Source organism: Actinoplanes sp. NPDC021490 (assembly GCF_055562135.1).
Genome location: NZ_JBVHFW010000030.1, coordinates 1 through 24,331 on the forward strand (window position 1 = coordinate 1; position 24,331 = coordinate 24,331).

Consider the following 24,331-nt stretch of genomic DNA (forward strand, 5'->3'; position numbering starts at 1 on the left):
ACCAAACGGGGCCAGCAACGGTGGGCGGTGACCCGACGGCCCAGATGCCACCCAGCCCTGACGGGCCGGGCAACAACAAGGGTCCACCAATGAGCAGCGATTCGCACCACCCACCCCGCTACGACATCTGCTTCTGACTTCGGCTCCAGACTTTCTCTGAAGTCGGCCCGGCTGTGAATACGGCGAAGCGCCGGACCAAATGGTCCGGCGCTTCGGGTGATTCCAGCGATCCGACGATCGCGTCGCGTCAGCGGTGGACGCGACGACGGCCGCCGTAACCGGCCACCAGGGCCACACCGATCGCAGCGAGCACGACCTGGAACAGGAGCTCGATCCAGTCGAAGCCCTTGGTGTCGGCGACACCGGTCGCCCGGGCCAGCACCGTGCCCAGAAGCGCGGCAACGACACCGATGACCAGGGTCAGCCAGATCGGGATGTTCTGCTTGCCGGGTACGACCAGGCGGCCCAAAGCGCCGATGATGAGACCGACGATGAGGGCGGTGATGATGCCGGTGACAGTCATTGGGGTTTTCCTCTCGGGGGTCAAGCTGTTGTTGCGTCCGTCGAGCCCCAGAGTTCCCGACTGGTCGAAAACCCAAACCGACTTATTTTTTGTTTGCTCCCTTGGAGTCTGAGCCGTCAGATGTCGACAGGGCGGCGATGAAGGCTTCCTGCGGCACTTCGACGCGGCCGACCATCTTCATCCGCTTCTTGCCCTCCTTCTGCTTCTCGAGCAGCTTGCGCTTACGGCTGATGTCACCGCCGTAGCACTTGGCGAGCACGTCCTTGCGGATGGCGCGAATGGTCTCGCGCGCGATGATGCGGCTGCCGATGGCGGCCTGGATCGGCACCTCGAACTGCTGCCTGGGGATGAGTTTCTGCAGCTTCGAGGCGATGTTGACCCCGTACGCGTACGCCTTGTCCTTGTGCACGATCGCGCTGAACGCGTCGACCGGCTCCCCGTGCAGCAGGATGTCGACCTTGACGAGGTCGGCCACCTGTTCGCCGGAGGGCTCGTAGTCGAGCGAGGCGTAGCCCTTCGTCTTGCTCTTCAGCTGGTCGAAGAAGTCGAAGATGATCTCGGCGAGGGGCAGCGTGTAGCGCAGTTCGACCCGCTCGGCCGAGAGGTATTCCATGCCGAGCAGGCTGCCGCGACGGCTCTGGCACAGCTCCATGACCGCGCCGACGTACTCGTTGGGCACCAGCACCGTGGCCCGCACGACCGGCTCGTGGATCTCGGAGATCTTGCCGTCGGGAAACTCGCTCGGGTTGGTGACGACCCGCTCCTCGGCGTCCTCGGTGTAGACGCGGTAGACCACGTTGGGCGCCGTCGAGATGAGGTCGAGGTTGAACTCGCGTTCCAGCCGCTCACCGATGATCTCGAGGTGGAGCAGGCCGAGATAACCGACGCGGAAGCCGAAGCCGAGGGCCGCCGACGTCTCGGGCTCGTAGGTGAGCGCGGCGTCGTTGAGTTTCAGCTTGTCGAGCGCGTCCCGCAGGGCCGGGTAGTCGGAGCCGTCGATCGGGTAGAGACCCGAGTAGACCATCGGCTTGGGGTCCTTGTAGCCGCCCAGGGCCTCCTTGGCCGGGCGGTTGTTCCCGGTCACGGTGTCGCCGACCCGGGACTGCCGGACGTCCTTCACGCCGGTGATCAGATAGCCGACCTCGCCCACGCCGAGCGCGCCGGCCTTTTCCATCTCGGGCGAGACGACGCCGATCTCGAGCAGCTCGTGCACGGCGCCGGTCGACATCATCTTGATCCGGTCGCGCGCCTCGATGCGGCCGTCGATGACCCGGACGTACGTGACGACGCCGCGGTAGACGTCGTACACCGAGTCGAAGATCATCGCGCGGGCCGGGGCGTCCGCGGCGCCGACCGGCGGCTGGAACTGGCGGACGATCTCGTCGAGCAGGTGTTCGACGCCGATGCCGGTCTTGCCGGAGACCCGCAGCACGTCGGTGGGTTCGACGCCGATCAGCTTGGCCAGCTCTTCGGCGTACTTCTCGGGCTGCGCGGCCGGCAGGTCGATCTTGTTGAGCACCGGGATGATGTGCAGGTCGTTCTCCATCGCCAGGTACAGGTTGGCGAGGGTCTGCGCCTCGATGCCCTGCGCGGCGTCGACCAGCAGGACGGCGCCTTCACAGGCGGCGAGGGATCGGGAGACCTCGTACGTGAAGTCGACGTGGCCCGGGGTGTCGATCATGTTGAGGACCGCGGTGTCGCCCTGCTGTCCCCCCGCCCGCACGGTCCACGGCATGCGGACGGCCTGCGACTTGATAGTGATGCCGCGTTCCCGCTCGATGTCCATGCGGTCGAGATATTGCGCACGCATCTGACGCGGGTCGACCACCCCGGTGATCTGCAGCATGCGGTCGGCCAGCGTCGACTTGCCGTGGTCGATGTGGGCGATGATGCAGAAGTTGCGGATGCGACCGGGGTTGGTGGCACCGATCACGTTCACGCCGGGGTCGAGCGGTCCAGGCACGGTCTTCCGTTCTTGTCAGGATCGTCGCTTGTCAGGATCGTCGGACGCCGGCAATCTCACCGGCGTCATCTATCGTCCCACGCCCGCGGCAAAGCCCGTTTGACACCCGCACGAGCGGGCCACACACCGGCCCGCCCCGATGCCGGTCGCCACCGGCCGGACGGCAGCGGCACCGCGCCGTTGGCCACCCGCCGGGCCGCGTCGCGCGGCCGGTGCCGCAGCACTTGCTCAAACCCGGTCGAGAGGCGCGTGCGGCAGCGGCGGCCTCTCGACCGTGATCGGGTCACCCGGCCGCACCGGGCCACCTCGCAGGACAACCGTCATGATGCCACCCTTGCGAACCGGATTGCCGCGCTCGTCCCGGTCGACCAGCTCCTTCAGAAGCCCCGGCCGAAGCTTGTTGATTTGCGCACACGGGTTCCGAAGCCCGGCCACGACCAACGCCGGCCGCGGATCCGCCTCGCGCGCTTCCCCGGCTCGCGCCTCACGCGCCACCGCCTCCCGAACCGCCGAGGCCGCCCGGGCAGTCGCCTCATCCAGCGTCGCCGCCCCAGCCGCCGCAAGCACTTCGTCCAGAGCCCCACCGTCCCCGCCGCCACGCGGGCCGTCCCCGCCGCCACGCGGGCCGTCCCCGCCGCCACGGAAGCCGTCCCCGCCACCGCCCGGGCCATCCGCGCCCTCGCGGGAGCCGTCACTGCCGCCGCGCGAGCTGTCCCCGCCGCCGGCCGCGCCGTTCGCGGCACCGCCGGTTGGCGGCGGCGGCCCGAAGCGCAGGATCGTGCCCACCGGCAGCCCGAGCAGGTCGATTCCCCGGGTCGTCACGTTCTCGCCCAGGTTGCCCGGCTCGACCTCGTACCCCTTGGCTGCGACCTCGGCGAACAACTCCTCGTGGATCAGGTGCACCTGGCGCAAGTTTGGCTGCGTCGGGTCGGCCCGCACCCGGCTCCGGTGCCGCACATGCACCCCAGCGTGCGAATCGCCCTGCACACCCAGCCCCGCCACCAGCACGATCTCCTCGTGCACGGGCTTGGTGAACGAGTAGACCTCGTTCCGGCTGACCGACGTCACCGATCCCTCAGAGTTCTCCATGCCCCGAAGTCTCGCGAACCCCCTCCCGTCGGATCGACCCCTTTTCCCGCTGAGCCGGCCAGCTCACTCGGGCGGAGCCAGGAAGAGAGCCGACAACTTGGGCAGCCGGCGCTGCATCTCCTCCTCGTCGTCGAAATCCCACAAGTCGGCCGCCTCGGGCCGGGTCACCGGGCGATCCCCGGCCGGCAGTGGCGACCCGGTGGCCTGGGCGTAGGCGTCGGCCGCGATCGACAGCACCTCCTCGGCCTCGAACACGGCGCCGGTGTCGGCCGCGGCCTGCACGACGGCCACGTCGGCCAGCGAATCGGGCGACTTCACCGATCGGGCCACCGCGTCCCGCCCGTGCGCGATCAGCCACCCGCGGAAGCTGTCGAAGCCCTCCTCACCGCAGCCGCCGTTGATCAGATAGGCCGCCGCCCACAGATCCTGCGTGCCCGAGGCGACCATGACCTTGTCGAGATGCCGCCCCCAGGCCACGATCTCTTCGGGATCGCGGGTGGCCAGATCAGCCGCGGCGCGTTTCGCCACGTCGGCGGGCGAGGCAGGCCGATCGGCGGTCGCGCGGCTGATGACCGCCCAGAAGTCCTCGGTTCTCATGGCGAGGATCCTGCCAGTGGGGTACGACAAAACTTGGGAAGGCAGGATGGGACGGTGCGGTCGATTTCACTTCCTGACGTGCCCTATGACGCCACCGCCGTACGCCCGGGCTGGTCCGATCTGCCGGAAAGCCTTCGCCGGGCCGTTTCGTCACGTCTGGGCGCGCCGGTCGTGGACGCCCGCAGCGCCGGCGGCGGCTTCACCAAGGCCTTCGCGGCCGTCCTCACGACGTCCTCGGGCTTGACCGGTTTCGTCAAGGCCGCGCCACTGAGCGATCCCGTCTCCGACTGGTACGTCCGTGAGGCGTACATCACGTCCCACCTGCCCACCGAGGTGGCCGCTCCCCGGCCGCTCTGGACCATGGTCGAGTCGGACTACTTCGTCCTCTGCCTCGAGCCCGTCAACGGCCACGTCCCCGCGCTGCCGTGGTCGCCACCGGAGCTGGAGGCGGCCCTGTCCGCCTGGTCGGAAGCGGCGGCGGCCCTGGCCACCCCGAGCCGCGAACTGCTCGAGGCCGGCGTGCCCCCGCTGCCCGACATCCTGCGCCGCGAATACTCCTGGTGGACCGAGATCGCCGAGGGCCGTGAGGCGATGCCGCGCACGGCCCACAACACGGTCGCGCCGACCCGGCTGGCCCATCTCGTACGCCTCGAGCAGGAGCTGCCCGACCTGGTCGCCGGGGACGCGCTGATGCACGGTGACCTGCGGGTGGACAACGTTCTGATCGACAAGTCCGGTCGCGCCCGCATCTGCGACTGGACCTGGCCGACCCGGGGCGCCGCCTGGTTCGATACGGTCACGCTGCTGGTCACGGCGTTTGCGAGCGGGCTGGACGCCGACGCTTACCTCGCGGACTGGAACGCCCCGGCCGAGGGAGTGGACGGGGCGCTGGCCGCGCTGGCCGGGTATTGGCTGGTGCGGGCGGACGGCGGCCCGAGCAGCGCGTCCCCGCACAGCCGGCAGCATCAGCGGTTCAGCGGGACGCAGGCGCTGGCCTGGCTGGCCGAGCGCCGAGGATGGTGACGCGGGCTCGTTTTGGCGGCTCGCAGGGCTGCTGGTAGTCTGGCTCATCGCGTGTGGTGAGGAGTCCGTTGGTGCAAGCCGACGAGGTGACCATCCTCGCTGAGACCATTTCCGAACACCTAGTCAGGACAAGGCTGTCGCGTGGCGAACATCAAGTCCCAGATCAAGCGCAACCGGCAGAACGAGAAGGCCCGGCTGCGCAACAAGTCGGTCAAGTCGTCGCTGAAGACCGTGATCCGCAAGCTTCACGAGGCCACCGAGGCCGGCGACACGCAGACCGCGACGACGCTGCTGCGTGACGCCTCTCGTCAGCTGGACAAGGCCGCGAGCAAGGGCGTCATCCACAAGAACCAGGCGGCGAACCGCAAGTCGGCCATCGCCAAGCGGATCTCCGCGCTGTCTGCCTGATCGTTCCGCACTCACATCCCGGGCATCGCCGGGCCCTTCGGGGTCCGCTGCGGTGCCCGGTGCTGTTTGCCTGAGGCGTGAGCCGGGCCTCAGCTCGCGGGATGCACGGCATTCCCCGGCGAGTCCGTTGCACGACATGGGAGCCGCGCCTGCAGGCATGGCAGGTCGTCCGGAGTCAAGGCAGCGGCCGGAAGCCGCCGGAGGGCATCACCCTGCGCACCTCCCACGGCAAGACGCCGTTCAAGCCGGAGACTCGGCCGCGAGCGGTCAGCTCAGGGACATCTGCAGGGCCGCAGCCATAGCCCAGGGCGATCTCCGAAATCGTGGCCGCACAGTAGCTCAGAGATCGGCCACCGCGACGCCCAGCCGGCGGGAGCGGCGGCCCTTCGAGGGCGTCACCGCGTACGACGCCGGTCTGCCCTGCCGAAATTCACCCGGCCGCAGCCAGCGCGAATCGGCCGTTCCGCCGTCGCCGCGGGGAGGCCCCAGGACGACGTGGAGCCCTATTCGTAGCGCCGAGTCGCCGACTGCCGCAGCCACTGCTGCTGGGCCTCGGCCTTTTCCACCCACGGCCGCTTGATCGGGGCGCCCCGCTCGCGACTGATCATGCCGGGCAGCCGGGTGGTGGCCTCGTCGGACGGGCGGGGGCGCCGCTCCTCCCGAGGCATCGACACGTGCTCCACCAGCGGGCGCATCCCCGCCGGGGCCGGCACCGGGGTGACCGCACCGGCGATCAGATCGTTGAGCTTCACCATCACCGCGACGGTGAACGGCAGAACGATCACGCCCCACCAGCTCACCAGCTCGGCCAGGGCCAGCAGGATGCCGAGCGCCACCGCGCCCTCGAGGAACACGAAGCAGAGGAACCCGTTGGGCGTGAGGAACCTCAGGCGCAGCATGCGGGCATACAACGGCCGGTGCGCCATGGGCGGCTCGGGTCGGCGGGCCGGGCTCATCGCGCCCCGCCCGAGTGACGCGCGGCCGCCACCGCGAAGACGGCCTGCTCGAGCGCATAGCCACGGTCTTCGGCCCCGCCCTTGACCGCGGCGTTGCAGACGGCCGCGGCGCGCATGGCGTCGACCAGCCCCTCGGGCGTCCAGCCGCGGCTGCGCTCCTGGGCCCGCTGGATCTTCCACGCGGGCATGCCGAGCGAGCTGGCCATCTGATACGGGTTTCCGCGTCCGGCCGAGGCGACCCGGGCCACCGTACGCACCCCGTCCGCGATCGCGTCGGCGATCGGCACCGGGTCGACGCCGACGTGCAGCGCCCACCGCAGTGCCTCGAGCGCTCCCGGCACGTCGCCGATCATGGCCGCGTCGGCCACCGTGAACCCGCTCACCTCGGCCCGGCCCTTGTAGTAGCGCGCGACGACGGCCTCGGTGATCTTGCCGTCGGTGTCGGCCAGCAGCTGCGAACAGGCGGCGGCGATCTCGCGCAGGTCGTTGCCCACCGAGGCGAGCAGCGCGGCCGCGGTCGCCTCGTCACATCGGCCGCCGTTGCGGCGGAACTCGTCGCGCACGAACGCGATGCGCTCGCGGTCGCCCTTGAGCTTCGCGGCGGGCACGACGGTGGCGCCGGCCGAGCGCAGCCCGTCGGCCAGCGCCTTGCCCTTGGCGCCGCCCGGGTGGGTGACGATCAGCGAGACGTCCGGATCGGGGTTTTTGGCGTAGGCCACCAGCGCCGTGGTGAGGTCTTTCTTCGCATCCTGTCCATTGCGGAGCACCAGAACGCGCCGCCCGCCGAAAAGTGACGGGCTCAGCATCTCGGCGATTTCACCTGGCAGCAGCGTGCCCGCTTCGTACTCCCGGACGTCGGCGCCCGGCTCCGCGGCCCGGGCATCGTCGACCGCGGCCGTGACCGCGCGCGCGACGAGCAGCTCCTCATCGCCTTGGACGAGCATCAACGGGACGGGAGGCGCGGTGTTCACGCCCAACATCGTTGCACGAAGGGCTGACGTTTCCGCGAGCCTCACTCCTTAGCGCCGACTCGTGGATCAGGTAATGCGAAAGCCGACATATCGTCGCACGGCCATGCCGCCCACCTGTCGATCATGGCTCGGTCAGGGTGAATGTCTTATCGGCCGAACATCTCCGACCGATCGGCCATCGACTGCCGCCTTTCGCCACAAGTGCCGCCTGAACGGGCTAACCCGGGCGTGTCGGCCACTCCGACGGGAGCGTCGACCCGACCCACACGTCGACCCGGACGCCCCGATGAACCAGCCGTTGCCGCAGGATCGCCTCGTATCGGAACCCGGCCTTCTCGGCGACCCTCCGTGACGCGTGGTTGCCGACCTCGGCCCGCCATTCGATCAGCCCGAGCCCGAGCGCCGCGAAGCCCCACCCGCACAACGCCCGGACCGCCGCCGTGGCCACGCCCCGCCCGCGCGCCGCCGGGTCCATCCAGTAGCCGATCTGCGCCCCGCCCGACCCGTCGAGCCCGAACCCGACCCGGCCGAGCCGCACATCGCCGTCGACCACCACGAACTCCGCCCGCGTCCCCGCGTCCCACCCCGCGACCGCCATCTCCCGTACGAAGAATTCGGCGTCGGACCGGTGATAAGGCACCGGGATCTGCAGGTACTTCTGCACGAGCGGGTCCAGTGAGACCTCGTACACCCAAGGAATGTCGGTCTCCTCGAACGGCCGCAGCCGGAGATCACCGGCGGTGATCGTCTCGCGTCTCATCCCGGCATTGTCCGTCAGGGCGCCGGCGGGTCACCGCGCGCGACGACGGCCAGCCCCCGACCGGTGGCCACGGCGGCCAGATCACCCATTTGGTCCGTACGCAGAACTCGCGCCCCACCCCGGGCCAGGCGCGCGAGCAGCGGCTCGTTCGGATGCCCGTAGTCGTTGCCCGCGCCGACCGACACCAGCGCCACCGACGGCTGGATCTCGTCGAGAAACCCCGGCGACTGATAACTGCTCCCGTGGTGAGCGACCTTGAGCACGTCCGCGCGCACGGCCTCGGCGCCCAGGTGAGCGAGCATGTCCTCCTGCTCCTCGGTCTCGGCGTCCCCGGGCAGGAGCACCGTCCGGCCGTCCACTTCGGCCCGCAGCACCAGCGAGTTGTTGTTGGGGTCCGAGTTCGTGCCGCGCATCGGGTCCACGGGTCCGAGAACCTTCAGACGAACCTTCCCCACCTCGTACGCCCACCCGGGCCCCACCCCGTGCACGGCGACCCGTCCGGCGGCGGCGCGTACGGCCGCGCGGCCCGCGGGCGGGTCCGGCCAGTCGGGCCCGATCACCCCGCGTACGTCCCGGCCCCGGAAGACGCCGGTGACGCCGCCGATGTGGTCGACGTGGAAGTGGCTGACCACGAACAGGACCACCTGACGAATCCCGAGCCGCCGCAGGCAGTGATCGACGGCGTTCGGCTCGGGCCCGGCGTCGACGACAACCGCGCGACCGGCCCCCGCGGGCAGGACGATCGCGTCGCCCTGACCCACGGCGCACGCGACGACCAGCCAGCCCGGCGGAGGCCATCCCGAGGCGAGAAGCCGTACGGGCAAAGCACCCAGCACACCCCCGAGCGCCACCACCGTGACCAGCTTGCGGATGAGCGGCCGGCGGGTGGCCACCAGCAGACCCCCGGTGATCACAGCCAGCAGCAGGGCGCCGGTCACCCCGCCCGGCCACGGCAGCGCCCCCGCGGGCACCCGGGCGCCGTAGGTCGCGACCAGCACCAGCCACTGCGCCGGCCAGTGCCCGAGCCACGCCGCGAACTCCGCCCCCGCCGGCCACACCGGCGAGATCACCGCCGCCGTGACCCCGCACAGGGTCGCCGGCGCGATCGCGGGCACGGCCAGCAAGTTCGCCGGAACGGCGACGATGCTGATCGCCCCCGACAGCCCGGCCACGACCGGCCCGCACACCACCTGCGCCGCCGCCGGAACCGCGAGCGCCTCCGCGGCGCCCGGCGGCCACCCGCGGGCCCGCAGCCCGTCCCGCCACACCGGGGCGAGCAGCAGCAGACCGGAGGTGGCCAGCACCGACAGCGCGAAGCCCACGTCCGAGGCCAGCTCCGGGTCGTACAGGATCAGCCCGGCCACGCCCGCCGCCAGCGCCGGCAGCGCCGCCCGGCGACGTCCCGACGCCAGCCCCATCAGCCCGATCGCCCCCATGGCCGCGGCCCGCACCACGCTGGGCGAGGGCCGGGCCAGCACGACGAACCCCGCCAGCGCCACCGCACACACCAGCGCCGTGATCACCGGCCCGGCCCGGGTCAGCCGCACGGCGAACAGCACGACCCCCAGCACGATCGCCACGTTCGCGCCGGAAACCGCGTTCAAATGCGTCATGCCGGTCGCCCGGAAGTCCTCCTCCAGCGCCGGATCGAGCCGGCTCGTATCGCCCACGATCAGCCCCGGAAGCAACCCGCCCGGCCGATCGGGCAGCGGCTCGCAGGCACGCTGAAGCCCCGCCCGCAACACTCCCGCCGCCCGCTGCGCCCACGACGGCCGCCCCACCACCTCGGGCGCCTTCCGCACCGACGCCACCACCGCGCGCAGATCCCCGCCCCGGGGCGGCATCAACTTGCCCTCGGCCCTGACCCGCTGCCCCGGCAGCAACCCCCGCCACGCCGGATCGCTCCCCAGCACCAGGGCCCGCGCCGACAACCGCAACGTCGCCGCGTCCTTCCCCCGCACCGCCCGAAGTTCGACATCCACGATGTACGTGGGTGGCATCACCCCGGACTTCTTCAACGCACGCGGGTCATCCCTGACCACAAGCTCCATCCACACCGGATCACCCGTCCGTACGAGCTCGACCAGCGGCCCCGCCTCCCGCACACTCACCCGGGCCCCGGTCGCCAACGCCCCACAGGCCACCCCGAGCAGCACAGCCAGCCCCAGCCACCGCCCCGCCCCCAGCCACCCGGCTCCAGCCCCGGCCTGCGCCACTCGCGCGGACACGTCGGCGTCCGGCCGCGTGCGAGTCGTGCTCGGCCCGCCCGGCTTCTTGCCGCCGCCGGGCCCGGCACGCCAGTTCAGCCCGGCCAGCGAACCGGCCAGAACGGCGGCTGCCGCCCCGAGCAGGATGCCCAGACGGGCGGAGAGGTAGAGCGAAGCCAGCGCCGACATCCACACCGCGAGGGCGAACCCGGCCAGCCGGAGATCGGGAACGCTCCGACCGGCCCGTGAGCGCCCCGCCGATCGGTCCGCGGCCGGCCCGGCGCGGCCGGATGCCCGGCGGTTCGCGCCCGGAGCCGTGCGGCCGGTGCTCATACCGTGACCAGGTCTTTCAGCTGCTCGTAACGAGCGTCGCCGATCCCGTCGACCTTGCGCAGGTCGGTGACCGCCTTGAAGCCGCCCTGCGCCTCCCGGGCGTCGAGGATGCGCTGGGCCAGCACCGGGCCCACGCCCGGCAGCCCGTCGAGGTCGGCGAGGGTGGCGATGTTGAGGTTGACCAGACTGCCGGCGCCCGGGGCTCCGCCGACCGGACCGGTCGGCAGCGTGATGCCCGGAGGCGGGGTCACGCCGACCATGATGAGTTCGCCGTCCACGACCTTGCGGGCGAGGTTGAGGACGGCGACGTCCACCCCCGGTTCGGCGCCGCCGGCCGCGGTCAGCGCGTCGGCCACACGGGCACCGGCCGCGAGGCGGACCAGCCCGGGCTTGCGAACCTTGCCACCCACCGCGACCACCACCTCGGCGGCCGCCGAGCCCTTGGCGGACACCGGCAAGTCGCCGCCGGCCTCCGACTCGGCCACGTTGACCGGAGGCGGCGCGACCGGATCGACCTGGGGCCGCGCCCGCCAGGCCAGCACGGCCGCGATCACCACCACCACGGCGGCGACCACGGCCAGCACCCGAACCCCCCGCCGTCCCGGGTCGAACGCCCCCAGCCCGAACCGTCGCCCACCCTCACCCGTGCCGCCGCCGAAGGCCCCGGCCGCGCTCAGCCCGTGCTGCTCCTCGGCTTCCGGCAGGCTCGACGACGTGAACGCGAAACGATCCCGGTCCGGGTCGAACACGTAGTTCTCCGAAGGCGGCTCATCAGACTGCTCGAACGGACGCTCGCCGCCGTCCTCGTGCAGCACCCACGCGGGCGGCGGCAGAGGACGTCCCCGTACGCCGGGGTCCGCCGCGATGTACGGCTCAGCCCCCGGCACCACATCGGCCAGATGGGAAGCCCGGAGATCCCCGTCCCCCACCACCCGGTAGGCCCCGGTCCCGCCCCGCAGGGCCACAACCACCGGCGGCGGCGATACCACCACCTCGGGCCGGTCGGCACTGTTCGTCGCTCGCGGTTCAGAAAGCGGCGCGGCCAGGGGCCGACCACCCGCCGATTGACGCAGGGACCCGCCCACCACCGAGGCGGCCGGACCAGGCGGGTTGACCGGCACAGCCGAGGCGCCGGGCCCAGCCGAAACGGACGGTGCGGCCGCAGCCAAGGCCGACACTGCCGCCACCGGGGTGGACGCCGCCGTCATTTCCGCCTCGGGGCTCGCGGCTGATGCAGCGCGCGCAGGCGGCGGCGTGGACCACGGAGTGCCTGCCCGGTAGCTGTTCGGCTGCGCCGGAACAGACGGCTGACTGCCCGGCTCAGTCGCGATCGGCCCGGGTGGGTGAAATACGGCGCTGGGCGCCGCCTCCAGGTCCACATCGTCGGGCCACGCCGGGATGATGTCGGACCACTCGAGCGGGTCGCCGACCTCGGCCAGCTCGGCCAGTCCCCCGGCATAGGAGGAGGACGCCTGTGCAGCCCCGGGAGGCTCATGGCCCAGCCCTGCTACCCGGCCGTTGTGCAGTCGACCGGGGAAGGCCCCGGCCGGGTGGGTGGGGGAGGAAGCGTCCGGCTGGGTGGGGAAGGATGGGCCGGGGCGTCGTGGAAGGGCGGGGGCTGGTGAGGTGGCTGCCGAAGCCGGCAGCACTGACCGCAGCCTCTGCGCTGTGGCTTCGTCTGTGGGGGTCCGCTCTCGCACGTTCAGGAAGCTAGGAGAAACCCAGCGATCTTGCCCCGGAGCCTGTGGACAGAGGTGCATTGTGGATAACTCGGCGATCATGGCCACGCGTGATATGGCTGATCGGCTCCGGGCGGCCGGGTGCGTGTTCGCCGAGGAGGAAGCGGCGATCATCGCGGGGGCCGGTGGCGACCCTGTGACCAGGGCGGCCATGGTCGAGCGCCGCGTGCGGGGGGAGCCGCTCGAGCAGGTGGTCGGCTATGCGGACTTCGCCGGCATCCGCGTACGGCTGCGGCCTGGTGTCTTCGTCCCCCGGATCCGCAGCGAGCTTCTCGTCCGGCTCGCCGCCCAGGAAAGCAGGCCCGGCACCCGTACGCCCCGGATCGTCGTGGATCTCTGCTGTGGCTCCGGCGCCCTGGGCCGGGCCGTCCACCGGCTCAACCCCGGCATCGAGCTGCACGCGGCCGACCTCGACCCGAACGCCGTCCTCTGCGCCCGCGACAACGGCATCAGGAACGTCCACGAGGGTGACCTCTTCGACGCTCTCCCCCACACCCTGCGGGGCCGCATCGACGTGCTCATCGCCAACGTTCCCTATGTCGCCACCGGCCACCTTCCGCTTCTGCCGGCCGAGGCCCGCGACCACGAGCCCGCGATGGCCCTCGATGGCGGCGACGACGGCCTTGATATCTTTCGCCGAGTAACCGGGAGCGCTCCCATATGGCTCGCGCCGAACGGTGTTCTGCTCTCGGAAATCACGGAAGCGCAGCAGAAGGCGGCGATGGAGGCTATCCGGCAGTCGGGTCTGGACGGCGACGCCATCTACGACGAAGATCTCGAAGCGCGAGTGGTCCGGGCCAGGAAGAACTGAGCCCGGGGAGCCGAGGAAAGAGGCACCGGAGTGGGAAGGTACGCCCGAGCCAGGCTGGCCTCCCAGGTCATCCGGCGACTGCGCCGCGCCGGCTTCACGGCCGTCCGCTATGACGCCCGCGCGTTCCAGGTCCGCTATACGGCAAATGTCCAAAGCGAACCGGCCATCCTCGACCTCCAGCCCCTCCTGAATCCCAGGAAAGGCCGAAAAAAGCGGATTCAGGCGTACGTCTCCGGCCTGAGCCCCGATCCCATCCCGACCGACTGGCCGACGGCCCGGCCCCTGCTGCGCCCGGTCCTCCGAGGCGCGACCCCGGGGAGCCCCATCAGCCGGCCGGCCCTCCCCTATCTGTCGGAGTACGTGGTCATCGATCATCCCGAGGCGATGACCTACGTGACCGAGAACCAGCTCGAGACCTGGCACGTACGCCCGCACGAGGTCTTCAAGGCCGCCCGCGCCAACCTGGAAGCGGCCACCCTTCAGGGCGCGCCCACCGAGCTGGTCCGCTTCGTCGACGACGGCGACGCGTACTGGACCTCGCATCTTCTGCTCGAACACTGGCTGCAACGCCTGGAACCCCAGGTCGGCGGCCCTCCGGTGGCGTTCGCCCCCGAGCGCGGCACCCTTCTGATCACCGCGGCCGGAAACCCGCACCTGCGGGCGGTGTTCGCCCAGGTCGAGGAGGTCTACGCCCGGTCGGCCAGACCGATCACCCCGATGGCGTACGTCAGTGACCCCCAGGGCTGCACTGTCCCCTACACCGTGGACGAGGATCACCCGCTGCACCACACGGTCCAACGGGCCGAACGCATCCTGGCCGTTCAGGAATACACCCGTCAGGCCACCCATTTGAGCGACCCCGCGGCCGAGCTGACCCTGGTCGGCGACGACGGCGCCGGCTGGCGCACCCGGGCCGTCTGGGACGAGAAATCGCTGCTTCCCACGGCGGACGAGGTGCAGATCGGCGACCGTACGATCCCGTGGCCCGACCTCGACCTCACGCCCGTCCCGGGCCTGGACCCGATCCGGTGGCGCAAGACTGCCTAAGACCGCCGGTGCACCACGATGCCGGCCACGCCCGGGCCCACGTGCGCCGCGACCACCGCGCCGATCTCGGTGATGTAGCAGTCCCGCAGCCGGTCCCCCAGCCGCATCACCACCTGGTCGGCCAGCGCGGCCGCCCGATCGGGTGACTGCAGATGGTGTACGGCGATGTCGACCGCCCCGTCCCCCGAGGCGTCCACCGCCAGGTCCACCAGCTTGGCCAGCGCCCGTCCGGCCGTACGCACCCGGTCCTTGACGACGATCGCACCGTCGGACACGTGCAGGATCGGCTTGACCGACAAGGCCGTGCCGACCAGGGCCGAGGCCGCGTTGATGCGTCCGCCCCGCCGCAGGAACTCGAGCGTGTCGACGTAGAACAGCGTGCTCACCCGTCCGGCGTGCTCGACGGCCTCCCGGCGTACGGCGGCAAGCTCTTGACCTTGACGGGCGACGGTGGCCGCGGCCAGGGCGGCGAACCCGAGCCCCATCCCGGTCGTGCCGCTGTCGACCACCTCGACACGGGACCCGAACTCGCCCGCGGCCAGCACGGCGGCCTCGTAGGTGCCGGACAGCCGGGCCGACAGGTGGATCGAGACGATGCCGTCGGCGCCGGCGTCCAGCAGCTGGCGGTAGGCCGTCACGAACTGGGCGGGGGCGGGCCGGGACGTGCTCACCGAGGCCCGCCGCTCGCCCAGGGCCCGCGCGACCTCGGCCGGCTGGATCTCGATGCCCTCGAGCCCGTCGGTGCCGTTGATGACGACCGTGAGGGGCACGACGGTCAGCTCATACGAGCCGCCCAGTTCGACCGGCAGGTACGCGGTGGAGTCGGTGACGACCGCGACGGGCATGCGGGCACGGTAGCCGATCGAAACATGCCCAGGTGAGCGCGGGGGTCACCCCTTCTCGACCGACGTCACGACGAACGGCACGCCCTGCTGGCAGGTCGACATCATGCCGGGCTCGGAACGACCGGAAACCTTGACCTTGCTGCCCACGGCGGCGTCGGTGCGCATCGCCGGGTCGTCGAAGATCAACAGATGCGAGCCGCCGCTGTCGTTGAGGAGCAGGCAGTTCGGCTCGACCCCGGCGGTCACCGTGCCGGTGATGGTCTGCGCGCCGGCGTTGGGACGGCCGGACGGCTCACCGGCGGGACCGCTGGTCTTGGCGGTGGGGACGGGCAGGTCGACCACGTCCGACGCCGAGGGAGAGGGCGCCGGGGCGGCGGCGCCGGTCTCGCTCGCGTTGTTGGCGCAGCCGGCCGTCACGAGCAGGGCCAGCAGAACGGCGGGAACGGTACGAGTCACCATGATGCTTGGACGCTACCGGATCATCGGCGGTTCCCCCGGCGGGAGGATTCAGACGGGCGGCGGCACCGGCCGGTCGCTGAACGGGCCCACGTTGTATGCCGCGAGCTGCCAGCCGCGCTTGCTGTCGAGGGTGAGCTCGACCCAGTGGCAGTTCTGCAGGGCGCGCAGGGTGCGCAGCTGCTCGGTCGGCCAGCCGAGCAGGTGCCCGACGCCTTGACGGGCGGCGGCGCCGTGCGTCGCGACCACGACCGTGCTCCCGGCGGGCGCCTGGGTGACCGCGTCCCGAAGCGCGTCGGCGACCCGCCGGCCCAGCTCCTCGAGGGTCTCGACGTCGCCTCCGACCTCTTGACCGGCCGTCCAGCGGGCGTGCTGCTCGGGGTGCGCCTCGGCCACCTCGGGCATGGTGAGGCCCTGCCAGGCGCCGAAGTAGCGCTCGCGGAGGCGTTTGTCGTAGCCGATCGAGAGCCCGGTGAGCGCGCCGAGCGCCGCGGCGGTGTCGGAGGCCCGCTTGAGGTCGCTGGAGACCAGCGCGCCGGGTTTCAGCTTGACCAGGATCTCGGCCGCGTCAACGGCCTGCTGGCGGCCGAGCGCGTTGAGCGCCACGTCGGTCTGCCCCTGGACGCGGTTGGACGCGTTCCAGTCGGTGTTCCCGTGACGCCAGACGATCAGGCGGGTCATGTCATCGCCCCGCATGGCTCACCGGGGCCCGACCCGGAACGCTGAGCTCGCCGGCGCCGCTCACGACGCGTCGGCCTCGACCATGTCGCGGTCGACGAACGGGATCATCGGGCAGTCCTTCCACAGCTTGTCGAGCGCGTAGAACTCGCGCTCCTCGACATGCTGGATGTGGACGACGATGTCGACGTAGTCGAGAAGCACCCACCGCCCCTGGCGTTCGCCCTCACGGCGGACGGGCTTGGCCTTCTCCTCGAGGTTGAGCAGGGCTTCCTCGATGGCGTCGACAATCGCGACGACCTGGCGCTCGTTGGACGCCGACGCGATCACGAAGGCATCGGTGATGTAGAGCTGGTCTCCGACATCGATCACGACGATGTCCTGCGCCTTCTTGTCGGCGGCGGCCTGGGCGGCCGTCATCGCCAGTTCAAGAGCGCGTTCACTGACGGGCAAGAGTGTCCCCTCGGTCGGCTTTCTGGTCCTTCAAGCCTCTCACACCGGTGTGACATTTCCCGAGCCCCGATAGAGGCCCCGCTTGTTGATGTATTGCACGACACCGTCGGGCACCAGATACCACACCGGCTCGCCCGCAGCCACGCGGTCGCGGCAGGCGGTCGACGAGATGGCCATGGCCGGCACCTCGACCAGCGTGACGCTGTCCTCCGGCAGGTGATCGTCGGTCAGCTCGAAACCGGGCCGGGTCACGCCCACGAAGTGCGCGGCGGCGAACATCTCGAGCGCGTCCTTCCAGCTCAGGATGCGATTGAGCGCGTCCGCGCCGGTAATGAAGAAGAGCGACGCCTCGGCGCCGTAGATCGCCCGCATGTCGCGCAGGGTGTCGATGGTGTAGGTGGGGCCGTCACGGTCGATGTCGGCCCGGCTGACGTGGAAACGCGGGTTCGACGCGGTGGCGATGACCGTCATCAGGTAGCGGTCCTCGGCCGGCGAGACCCGGCCCTTCTCGTACGGCTGACCGGTGGGCACGAAGACGACCTCGTCCAGATCGAAGCGCGCCTGCACCTCGCTCGCGGCGACCAGGTGACCGTGGTGGATGGGATCGAACGTCCCGCCCATGATCCCTATCCGCCGCCTGGACATTGAAAAAGCATAGATCTTGTTCCGGTCAGGGGTGGTGGGCGGGGCGGAGGACGTAGATCAACCGTCGAGGCGCCTGCGGACGGCTGTGAGCAGGTCGTCCGCGGTGAACGGCTTCTCCAGCAGCGCCACCCCCGGCTCCAGGGTGCCCTCGGAATGCAGGACAGGCTGGGCGTAACCGGACATGTAGAGCACCCGCGTGTCGGGCCGGGCGATCACCAGCCGCTCGGCCAGATCTTTGCCCAGCATCCCGGGCATGACCACGTCGCTGAGCAGCAGATCGATCGCGCCCTCGTGCCGGGCGGCCAGGGCCAGCGCCTGCGGGCCGCCCTCGGCCGCGATCACGCGATAGCCGGCCCCGGAGAGAATGCGCCCGGCCACGTCGCGCAGCCCGGCCTCGTCATCCACGACCAGCAGGGTCTCCCCGTGCCCGTCGGTGCCGACCGGGCCGGCCGGGACAGTCACGAAATCGGCGTCGGCCGGCGGCAGCAGCACGGTGACCGTGGTGCCCAGCCCGGGCTCGGACGAGATGCTCACCTCGCCCCCGGCCTGGGTGACGATGCCGTAGACCATGGCCAGGCCGAGACCGGTGCCCTCGCCGTCGGGCTTGGTGGTGAAGAACGGCTCGAAGGCCCGGTCGGCGACCTCGGTGGTCATCCCCCGGCCGGAGTCGCTGACGCGCAGCCGCACCCAGTCGTCCTGGCCGCCGGTGTCGATCACCACGTTGCCGCCCGAGGGCATCGCGTCCCGGGCGTTGCGAACCAGGCTGACCAGCAACTGCTCGATCCGGGCGGGATCGCAGTGGACCGGCGGCAGGCCCGCGCCGGGCCGGACGATCAGGGCGGCGCGCTCCCCGATCGCGCGGCGCAGCGTGTCCTCGAGACCGGCGACGAACCCGTTGAGGTCGAACACCTCGGGGCGGACGACCTCACGACGGGCGAAGGCCAGCAGCTGGTGCGTGAGGTGGGTGGCGCGTTCCCCGGCCCGGATCACCTGCCGGGCGTCGGCGGCGATCATCTGCACGTCGGGCTGCTCGGACTCCGCCTCCTCGACGACGAAGCCCGCGTAGTTGACGATCACACCGAGGATGTTGTTGAAGTCGTGGGCGACCCCGCCGGCCAGCTGGCCCAGGCTCTCCAGCCGCTGGTTGCGTACATCCTCGGACCACTCCACGCCGCACCCCCGTAGAGGGAGAGTAACGGGGGAAACTCGGTCAAAAGGTCAGAAGCGCGCAGCCAGGGCCCTCCGCAGGTCGTCGTCGGCGTCGAGCACCACGCGCCGCAGGATCGGGTCGAGGTCGTCGGCCGTGAGCAGCCGGGCCGCCAGTTCCCGGGTCTCCGGCTCGACCACCACGCTCGGATAGGCCGCCGTGGCCGTCCGTTCCGCGCTCATGCCGTTGCGGATCCGCATCATCTCCGGCATCTCGGCGAAGTAGCGGGACACGTACGGGCGGACCAGGTCGATCTGCTCGGCCTGCCAGAACCCGGAGGCGGTCATCTCGACGAGCCGGTTCGACAGCTTGGCGTCGGAGATGATCGCGGCCCACGCGGCCGCCTTGGCCTCGGCGTCGGGGCGGGCGGCCCGGCAGCGGGCGGCCCACTGCTCGCCGGTCGAGCTGCGGTCCCGTTCGAACTCGGCGTCGATCGCGCCGGGGCCGGCCGCGCCCAGCACGGCCAGGCGATAGACGATCAGCCAGCGCAGGTCGGCGTCGACGGCCAGGCCCTCGGGCACGTTCGCGTCGTCCAGCCAGGCCTGCAGGCGTGCGGTGTCGACGGTGGCGCCGATCAGGCCGCGGACGGCGGCGAGCTGACGTGATCCGCCCGGCTCGGAGGCGGCGAGTAGCCGGTCGGCGGCCTGCGCGAGGAGTTCGAGGGCGGCCGGACGGGTCTCCGGGGTGGAGTAGCGGTCGACCAGGCCGCGGGTGGCCCGCAGCACGTCCTCGACGATCATGACCTCGGACTCGACCGGCAGCGCGGCCAGCACCAGGGTGACCAGCTCGGCCACCGGGCGCTCGCCGTCGACGACCGCGTCCAGCGTGGCCGCCCAGAGCACGGCCCGGGCCAGCGAGTCGCCGAGCAGCGGCAGCATCACCGGCACGGCTGCGGTCGACTCCTCGTCGAGCCGGACCTTCGCGTACGTCAGGTCGCCGTCGTTGAGCAGCAGCAGGTCGGCCACGGGCTCGCCGGCCAGCTCGGGCACCTCCGTACGGGCGCTGGCGTCGATCTCGGCCTCGACCAGCTTGCGGCGCTTGACCGTGCCGTCGGCCTGCTTGTCCCACAGGCCGATCCCCAGCCGGTGCGGCCGCAGGGTCGGGAACGCCTCGGGGGCGCTCTGCTCGACGGCCACCGACTCGTAGGTCGAACCGTCGTGCCGCACCGACGTCCGCAACGTGTTGGCCTGGGCCCGGCGCAGCCACACGTCGGCCCATCCGGTCAGGTCGCGCCCGCTCGACTTGGACAGCGCGCCGAGCAGGTCGGCCAGCGTCGCGTTGCCGTACGCGTGCGTTGCGAAGTGCGCGTTCACCCCGGCCCGGAACGCCTCGTCGCCCACCCAGGCGACCAGCTGCTTGAGCACGGCCGCGCCCTTGGCGTACGAGATGCCGTCGAAGTTGAGCAGCGCCTGGTCGGTGTCGGCGACCTCGGCCGGCGCCACCGGGTGGGTGGAGGGGCGCTGATCGGCCCGTACGCCCCACGCCTTGCGCTGCATGGCGAAGGTCGTCCACGCGCCCGGGAAGCGGGTGGCCTCGGACGTGATGCGGGTGCCCATGTATTCGGCGAACGACTCGTTCAGCCACAGGTCGTCCCACCAGGCCATGGTCACCAGGTCGCCGAACCACATGTGGGCCATCTCGTGGGCGATCACGTTGGCCCGGTGCTCGCGCTCGCTCTCGGTGACCGCCGAGCGATAGATGAACTCGTCGCGGAACACCACCAGCCCGGGGTACTCCATCGCGCCGAAGTTGAACTCGGGGGCGAACGCCTGCTGGTAGTGGCCGAACGGGTACCGGATCTCGAAGATCTCGTGATACCGGTCGAGGCACTGCTTGGTGATCTGGAAGATCTCGGCCGCGTCGGCCTCGAGCGCGCCGGCCAGCGCGGCCCGGGCGTACAGGGCCAGCGGGATGCCGTCGTGCGAGTCGGTCACCTCGTGATAGGGCCCGGCAATCAGCGAGCACAGATACGTCGAGATCGGCTTGGTCGCCTCGAACTCCCAGCGCCCGTCCCGGCCCGACCGCAGCGGCCCGTTCGCCGCCACCCGCCAGCCCGCCGGCGCGGTGACGCTGATCCGGAACGACGCCTTGAGGTCGGGCTGGTCGAAGGCGGGCAGGATCCGGCCCGCGTTGTTGATGAACATGTGCTGGTAGAGGTAGACCGAGCCGTCGGCCGGATCGACGTACTTGTGCAGGCCCTCACCGGTGTTCGAGTAGCGCATGACGGCCTCGACGGCGAGCTCGTTGGCCTCGGCCAGGCCGGTCAGCTCGATCCGCCCCTCGGTGAGCGCCGACTCGGGCAGCGGCGAGCCGTTCAGCGTCATCTTGGCCACCGAGACGGGCTCGAACTCCAGGAACGTCGAGGAACCGGCCCGGGCGGCGAAGCGCACCACCGTTCGCGAACCGAAGGTGTCCCCCTCGCCGGTCAGGTCGAGATCGACCTCGTACTCGTGGACATCGACGGTGGCGGCCCGGGCGGTAGCCTCGGCGCGGGTCAGGCTCGGCATGCGACCATCATCCGATATGCGTCACATCGCTGCTATCGTGGGTTCCATGCGCATGGCGAATCTGGCTTGGTGGCTGCCCTGACGGGCGGCTCCCCCACACGCGCATCCATCGCGGCCGCCCCTTCCGGGCGGCCGTTGTCATGTCCCGGGAGAAGGCGGTCCTGAACCCCGGAGGACAGCACCATGACTCGTCGGCTCACCGGCTTCCAGCCCACCGGCCACCTGCACCTGGGCAACCTGATCGGCGCCATGCGGCCCCTGGTGGCCGCGCAGGACAGACCCTCGATCGCGATGATCGCCGATCTGCACGCGCTCACGATGGAACATGATCCCGCGCAACTCCGCGCGAACACCCTGACCGTGGCCACCGTGCTGCTCGCCGCGGGCGTCGATCCGCAGCGCACCGCGATCATCGCCAACTCCCAGGTCCCCGAGCACACCGAGCTGCATTACCTGCTCGAATGCGTGACCGGCTACGGCGAGGCCGCCCGCATGATCCAGTTCAAGGAGAAATCGGCCGCGGGTGGCGTCCGGCTGAGCCTGCTCACCTATCCCGTGCTCATGGCGGCCGACATTCTCCTGCACGACATCGACCAGGTGCCGGTGGGCGAGGACCAGAATCAACATCTCGAGCTGGCCCGTACGATCGCCACCCGGTTCAACGCACGCTACGGCGCGACCTTCGTCGTGCCCGAGGGCATCCGCCCGGAGTCGGCTTCGCGGATCATGGATCTGGCCGACCCGGCGCGCAAGATGAGCAAGAGCTCGCCCTCGGCGGCCGGCCGCATCGGGCTGCTCGACCCGCCCGAGACGATCCGCAAGGTCATCGCGAGGGCGGTCACCGACACGGCCGGCGTCGTGCGCCACGACCGTGAGGGCCAGCCCGGCGTCACCAACCTGCTGGAGATCCTGCGGGCCTGCTCGGATCGGGAGCCGGGCGAGTTCACGTCCTACGGCGCGCTCAAGCGGGAGGTCACCGACGCGGTCGAGGCGGTGCTCGCCCCGATCCGGGCGCGTTACGCCGAGCTGTCGGAAGACCCTTCCCACGTACGCAAGATCCTGGCCGAGGGCCGGGCGTGGGTGCGGCCGAGGGCGGCCGAGACCGTACGCCGGACCCGCGCGGCCATCGGCCTACTGGACTAACGCCGCCAGGCGCTTCTCGAACACGCCGGCCCCCGGGACGCGGTGATATCCGGACGACTGGAACAGGGCGATCGCCGCGGGCGAGAGGCCGGCCGTCAGACGCATGACGGGCCGGCCGGCGGCCAGCGCGTCCTCCTCGATCGTGACGATCATCTGGCGGGCCAGCCCGCGTCCCCGGAAGGACGGGCGCACGTAGAGGCGGTTGATCTCGGCGACGCCCGGTTCCGGTCGCGGCCACCAGGCCCCGCAGGCCACGGCCCGTCCGTCGACGACGCCCACGAAATAGGCGGCGCGCTCGTCGGGCCGGAACGCCGGGCCACCCTCGTGCTGCTGGGCCGCGACGAGGGAGGCCAGCTCGGGGTCCAGGGCGGGCCTGGCTTCGATCAACACGCCCGTGACCCTAGGCAACCTCCCTTTCCGGAGGGTTGCGCGAAGCTGGCCTACGCCCTATTCGTCGGTGTCGTCCTCATCGGGGACCAGAATCGGACGCTGCGCGTTCGACACGGTCGTGACCGTGCCGTCGGGCGCCATGTGCAGCAGCTCGTCGTCCGAGCGGACCCGCCGGGCCTTGCGGGCGGCGAGACGCTGGGCGGCGGAGGCGCGGTGGTTCTCCTCCTCGAGCCGGATGTCGGTGCCGCGCGGGCCCGTCACGTACTCGCCGGCGTTGGGCTGCCAGTCGAACTCGCGATCGCCGATGCGCACCGGATCGCCGGCCTGGGCGCCCTTCTTGCCCAGCGCCTCCTCGACGCCGAGCCGGTCGAGCCGGTCGGCCAGGAAGCCCACGGCCTCGTCGTTGTCGAAGTTGGTCTGCCGGACCCAGCGCTCGACCTTGCCGCCCCGCACGACGAAGACCCCGTCCTCGTCCTGCTCGATGGTGAAGCCCGACTCGTCGACCGCCCGGGGCCGCACGATGACCCGGCTGGGCTCGGGCGCGGGCTGGTCCAGGCGGTGCTGGGCGACCGTCTCGGCCAGTGCGAAGACCAGCTCCTTGAGGCCCTCGCGGGTGACCGCGCTGACCTCGAAGACACGGTAGCCCCGGGCCTCGAGGTCGGGCTTGACCATGTCGGCCAGGTCGCGGCCGTCCGGAATGTCGATCTTGTTGAGCACCACGAGCCGGGGGCGGTCCTCCAGGCCCCCGTACGCCGACAGCTCCGCCTCGATCGCATCAAGGTCGGCCAGCGGGTCGCGCTCGATCTCGGGCGCCGCCGCGTCGAGCACGTGCAGCAGCACCGAGGTGCGCTCGATGTGCCGCAGGAACTGCATGCCCAGGCCCTTGCCGGTGGCCGCGCCCGGGATCAGGCCCGGGACGTCGGCGACGGTGAAGGTCTGGTCGCCCGCCTGCACCACGCCCAGGTTGGGCACCAGCGTCGTGAACGGGTAGTCGGCGATCTTGGGCTTGGCCGCGGAGATGACCGAGATCAGCGACGACTTGCCGGCCGACGGGAAGCCGACCAGGCCGACGTCGGCCACGCTCTTGAGCTCGAGCACGACGTCGAGGCTGTCGCCCGGCTCACCCAGCTCGGCGAAGCCCGGCACCTTGCGGCGGGTGTTGGCCAGCGAGGCGTTGCCCCGCCCGCCGCGGCCGCCCCGGGCCACCTCGAAGGTGGTGCCGACGCCGATCAGGTCGGCCAGCACCTCGCCGTCGGCGGTCTGCACGACCGTGCCGTCCGGCACCTTGAGCACCAGGTCCTTGCCGTTGGCGCCGTCGCGGTTGGCTCCCGCGCCACCTACGCCGTTGGACGCCTTGACGTGCGGGTGGAAGTGGAAGTCCAGCAGCGTGTGCTGCTGCGGGTCGACCACGAGGGTGATGCCACCGCCGTGCCCGCCGTTGCCGCCGTCGGGCCCGCCGAGCGGCTTGAACTTCTCGCGGCGCACCGAGACGCAGCCATGCCCGCCGTCACCGGCCTGCAGGTGCAGCACGACGCGATCGACGAACGTGGCCACTACTCAACTCCTCAGAAAGAAAAAAC

General features: G+C 71.2%; 23 protein-coding genes. 5 read left to right on the forward strand and 18 right to left on the reverse strand.

All coding sequences use genetic code 11. From position 1 onward, the window contains the following. Positions 1–247: 247 nt before the first annotated feature. From ACZ3I4_RS46715 to ACZ3I4_RS46730, 4 genes are all read right to left on the reverse strand, one after another. Positions 248–523, reverse strand: a complete 276-nt coding sequence (locus ACZ3I4_RS46715) for a GlsB/YeaQ/YmgE family stress response membrane protein (protein ID WP_465388635.1) — start codon at positions 521–523, stop codon at positions 248–250. An 82-nt stretch (positions 524–605) separates the two neighbouring features. Next, complete coding sequence (gene lepA, locus ACZ3I4_RS46720; RefSeq protein ID WP_465388636.1) at positions 606–2,486, reverse strand: translation elongation factor 4; 1,881 nt, start codon at positions 2,484–2,486, stop codon at positions 606–608. Between the two features lie 228 nt (positions 2,487–2,714). Then, positions 2,715–3,575, reverse strand: coding sequence for an MOSC domain-containing protein (locus ACZ3I4_RS46725; RefSeq protein WP_465388637.1), 861 nt, complete (start codon positions 3,573–3,575; stop codon positions 2,715–2,717). A 63-nt stretch (positions 3,576–3,638) separates the two neighbouring features. After that, positions 3,639–4,172: a DUF4240 domain-containing protein gene (locus ACZ3I4_RS46730; protein ID WP_465388638.1), complete on the reverse strand. Its 534-nt coding sequence runs from the start codon at positions 4,170–4,172 to the stop codon at positions 3,639–3,641. Positions 4,173–4,250: 78 nt separating this feature from the next. Here ACZ3I4_RS46730 and ACZ3I4_RS46735 point away from each other — a divergent pair, with 78 nt between their 5' ends. Together ACZ3I4_RS46735 and rpsT are read left to right on the forward strand one after the other, a co-directional pair. Then, positions 4,251–5,195, forward strand: coding sequence for a phosphotransferase (locus ACZ3I4_RS46735; protein ID WP_465388639.1), 945 nt, complete (start codon positions 4,251–4,253; stop codon positions 5,193–5,195). 141 nt (positions 5,196–5,336) lie between these two features. Then, on the forward strand, positions 5,337–5,603 hold the full coding sequence (gene rpsT, locus ACZ3I4_RS46740; RefSeq protein ID WP_465388640.1) for a 30S ribosomal protein S20: 267 nt from the start codon (positions 5,337–5,339) through the stop codon (positions 5,601–5,603). A 503-nt stretch (positions 5,604–6,106) separates the two neighbouring features. Here rpsT and ACZ3I4_RS46745 read toward each other — a convergent pair. The 5 genes from ACZ3I4_RS46745 to ACZ3I4_RS46765 all read right to left on the reverse strand — a co-directional run bounded on the left by ACZ3I4_RS46745 (position 6,107) and on the right by ACZ3I4_RS46765 (position 11,507). Beyond that, on the reverse strand, positions 6,107–6,502 hold the full coding sequence (locus tag ACZ3I4_RS46745; protein WP_465388641.1) for a hypothetical protein: 396 nt from the start codon (positions 6,500–6,502) through the stop codon (positions 6,107–6,109). Between the two features lie 53 nt (positions 6,503–6,555). Beyond that, positions 6,556–7,539: a DNA polymerase III subunit delta gene (gene holA / locus ACZ3I4_RS46750; protein ID WP_465388642.1), complete on the reverse strand. Its 984-nt coding sequence runs from the start codon at positions 7,537–7,539 to the stop codon at positions 6,556–6,558. A 208-nt stretch (positions 7,540–7,747) separates the two neighbouring features. After that, a complete protein-coding gene (locus tag ACZ3I4_RS46755) occupies positions 7,748–8,290 on the reverse strand; it encodes a GNAT family N-acetyltransferase (protein ID WP_465388643.1) in 543 nt (180 codons plus the stop codon). A gap of 14 nt (positions 8,291–8,304) precedes the next feature. Then, a complete protein-coding gene (locus ACZ3I4_RS46760) occupies positions 8,305–10,830 on the reverse strand; it encodes a ComEC/Rec2 family competence protein (RefSeq protein ID WP_465388644.1) in 2,526 nt (841 codons plus the stop codon). Further along, a complete protein-coding gene (locus tag ACZ3I4_RS46765) occupies positions 10,827–11,507 on the reverse strand; it encodes a helix-hairpin-helix domain-containing protein (protein WP_465388679.1) in 681 nt (226 codons plus the stop codon). The genes ACZ3I4_RS46760 and ACZ3I4_RS46765 overlap by 4 nt, the downstream gene beginning before the upstream one ends. A 1,102-nt stretch (positions 11,508–12,609) precedes the next feature. Between ACZ3I4_RS46765 and ACZ3I4_RS46770 the strand changes: the two genes are divergently transcribed. Together ACZ3I4_RS46770 and ACZ3I4_RS46775 are read left to right on the forward strand one after the other, a co-directional pair. Next, a complete protein-coding gene (locus tag ACZ3I4_RS46770) occupies positions 12,610–13,380 on the forward strand; it encodes a putative protein N(5)-glutamine methyltransferase (protein ID WP_465388645.1) in 771 nt (256 codons plus the stop codon). A gap of 30 nt (positions 13,381–13,410) precedes the next feature. Further along, complete coding sequence (locus ACZ3I4_RS46775; protein ID WP_465388646.1) at positions 13,411–14,427, forward strand: DUF1444 domain-containing protein; 1,017 nt, start codon at positions 13,411–13,413, stop codon at positions 14,425–14,427. Here the strand turns inward: ACZ3I4_RS46775 and ACZ3I4_RS46780 are convergent. The 7 genes from ACZ3I4_RS46780 to pepN are packed head-to-tail and all read right to left on the reverse strand — an operon-like array spanning position 14,424 to position 21,218. Beyond that, the gene (locus ACZ3I4_RS46780) at positions 14,424–15,272 is read right to left on the reverse strand and encodes a DegV family protein (protein WP_465388647.1); all 849 of its coding nucleotides are present in this window, start codon (positions 15,270–15,272) and stop codon (positions 14,424–14,426) included. The genes ACZ3I4_RS46775 and ACZ3I4_RS46780 overlap by 4 nt on opposite strands. A 45-nt stretch (positions 15,273–15,317) precedes the next feature. Continuing rightward, a complete protein-coding gene (locus ACZ3I4_RS46785; protein WP_465388648.1) occupies positions 15,318–15,731 on the reverse strand; it encodes a hypothetical protein in 414 nt (137 codons plus the stop codon). Between the two features lie 48 nt (positions 15,732–15,779). Continuing rightward, positions 15,780–16,409 (reverse strand): histidine phosphatase family protein, encoded by a 630-nt coding sequence (locus ACZ3I4_RS46790; protein ID WP_465388649.1) that lies wholly within the window; start codon positions 16,407–16,409, stop codon positions 15,780–15,782. A gap of 60 nt (positions 16,410–16,469) precedes the next feature. Continuing rightward, positions 16,470–16,859 (reverse strand): ribosome silencing factor, encoded by a 390-nt coding sequence (gene rsfS, locus ACZ3I4_RS46795; protein ID WP_465388650.1) that lies wholly within the window; start codon positions 16,857–16,859, stop codon positions 16,470–16,472. A gap of 39 nt (positions 16,860–16,898) precedes the next feature. After that, positions 16,899–17,504: a nicotinate-nucleotide adenylyltransferase gene (nadD, locus tag ACZ3I4_RS46800; protein ID WP_465388651.1), complete on the reverse strand. Its 606-nt coding sequence runs from the start codon at positions 17,502–17,504 to the stop codon at positions 16,899–16,901. A 57-nt stretch (positions 17,505–17,561) separates the two neighbouring features. Beyond that, entirely contained in the window at positions 17,562–18,674 is a 1,113-nt protein-coding gene (locus tag ACZ3I4_RS46805) for an ATP-binding protein (protein WP_465388652.1), read from the reverse strand. Between the two features lie 48 nt (positions 18,675–18,722). Beyond that, on the reverse strand, positions 18,723–21,218 hold the full coding sequence (gene pepN / locus ACZ3I4_RS46810; RefSeq protein ID WP_465388653.1) for an aminopeptidase N: 2,496 nt from the start codon (positions 21,216–21,218) through the stop codon (positions 18,723–18,725). A 183-nt stretch (positions 21,219–21,401) separates the two neighbouring features. On the opposite strand from pepN, the gene trpS reads away from it, so the two are divergent. Continuing rightward, entirely contained in the window at positions 21,402–22,361 is a 960-nt protein-coding gene (gene trpS, locus ACZ3I4_RS46815; RefSeq protein ID WP_465388654.1) for a tryptophan--tRNA ligase, read from the forward strand. On the opposite strand, the gene ACZ3I4_RS46820 is transcribed toward trpS, so the two are convergent. Both ACZ3I4_RS46820 and obgE read right to left on the reverse strand, forming a co-directional pair. Further along, a complete protein-coding gene (locus tag ACZ3I4_RS46820) occupies positions 22,350–22,751 on the reverse strand; it encodes a GNAT family N-acetyltransferase (RefSeq protein ID WP_465388655.1) in 402 nt (133 codons plus the stop codon). The two genes, trpS and ACZ3I4_RS46820, sit on opposite strands and share 12 nt — an antisense overlap. Before the next feature lie 57 nt (positions 22,752–22,808). Next, positions 22,809–24,305, reverse strand: coding sequence for a GTPase ObgE (obgE, locus tag ACZ3I4_RS46825; protein ID WP_465388656.1), 1,497 nt, complete (start codon positions 24,303–24,305; stop codon positions 22,809–22,811). Positions 24,306–24,331: the final 26 nt, after the last annotated feature.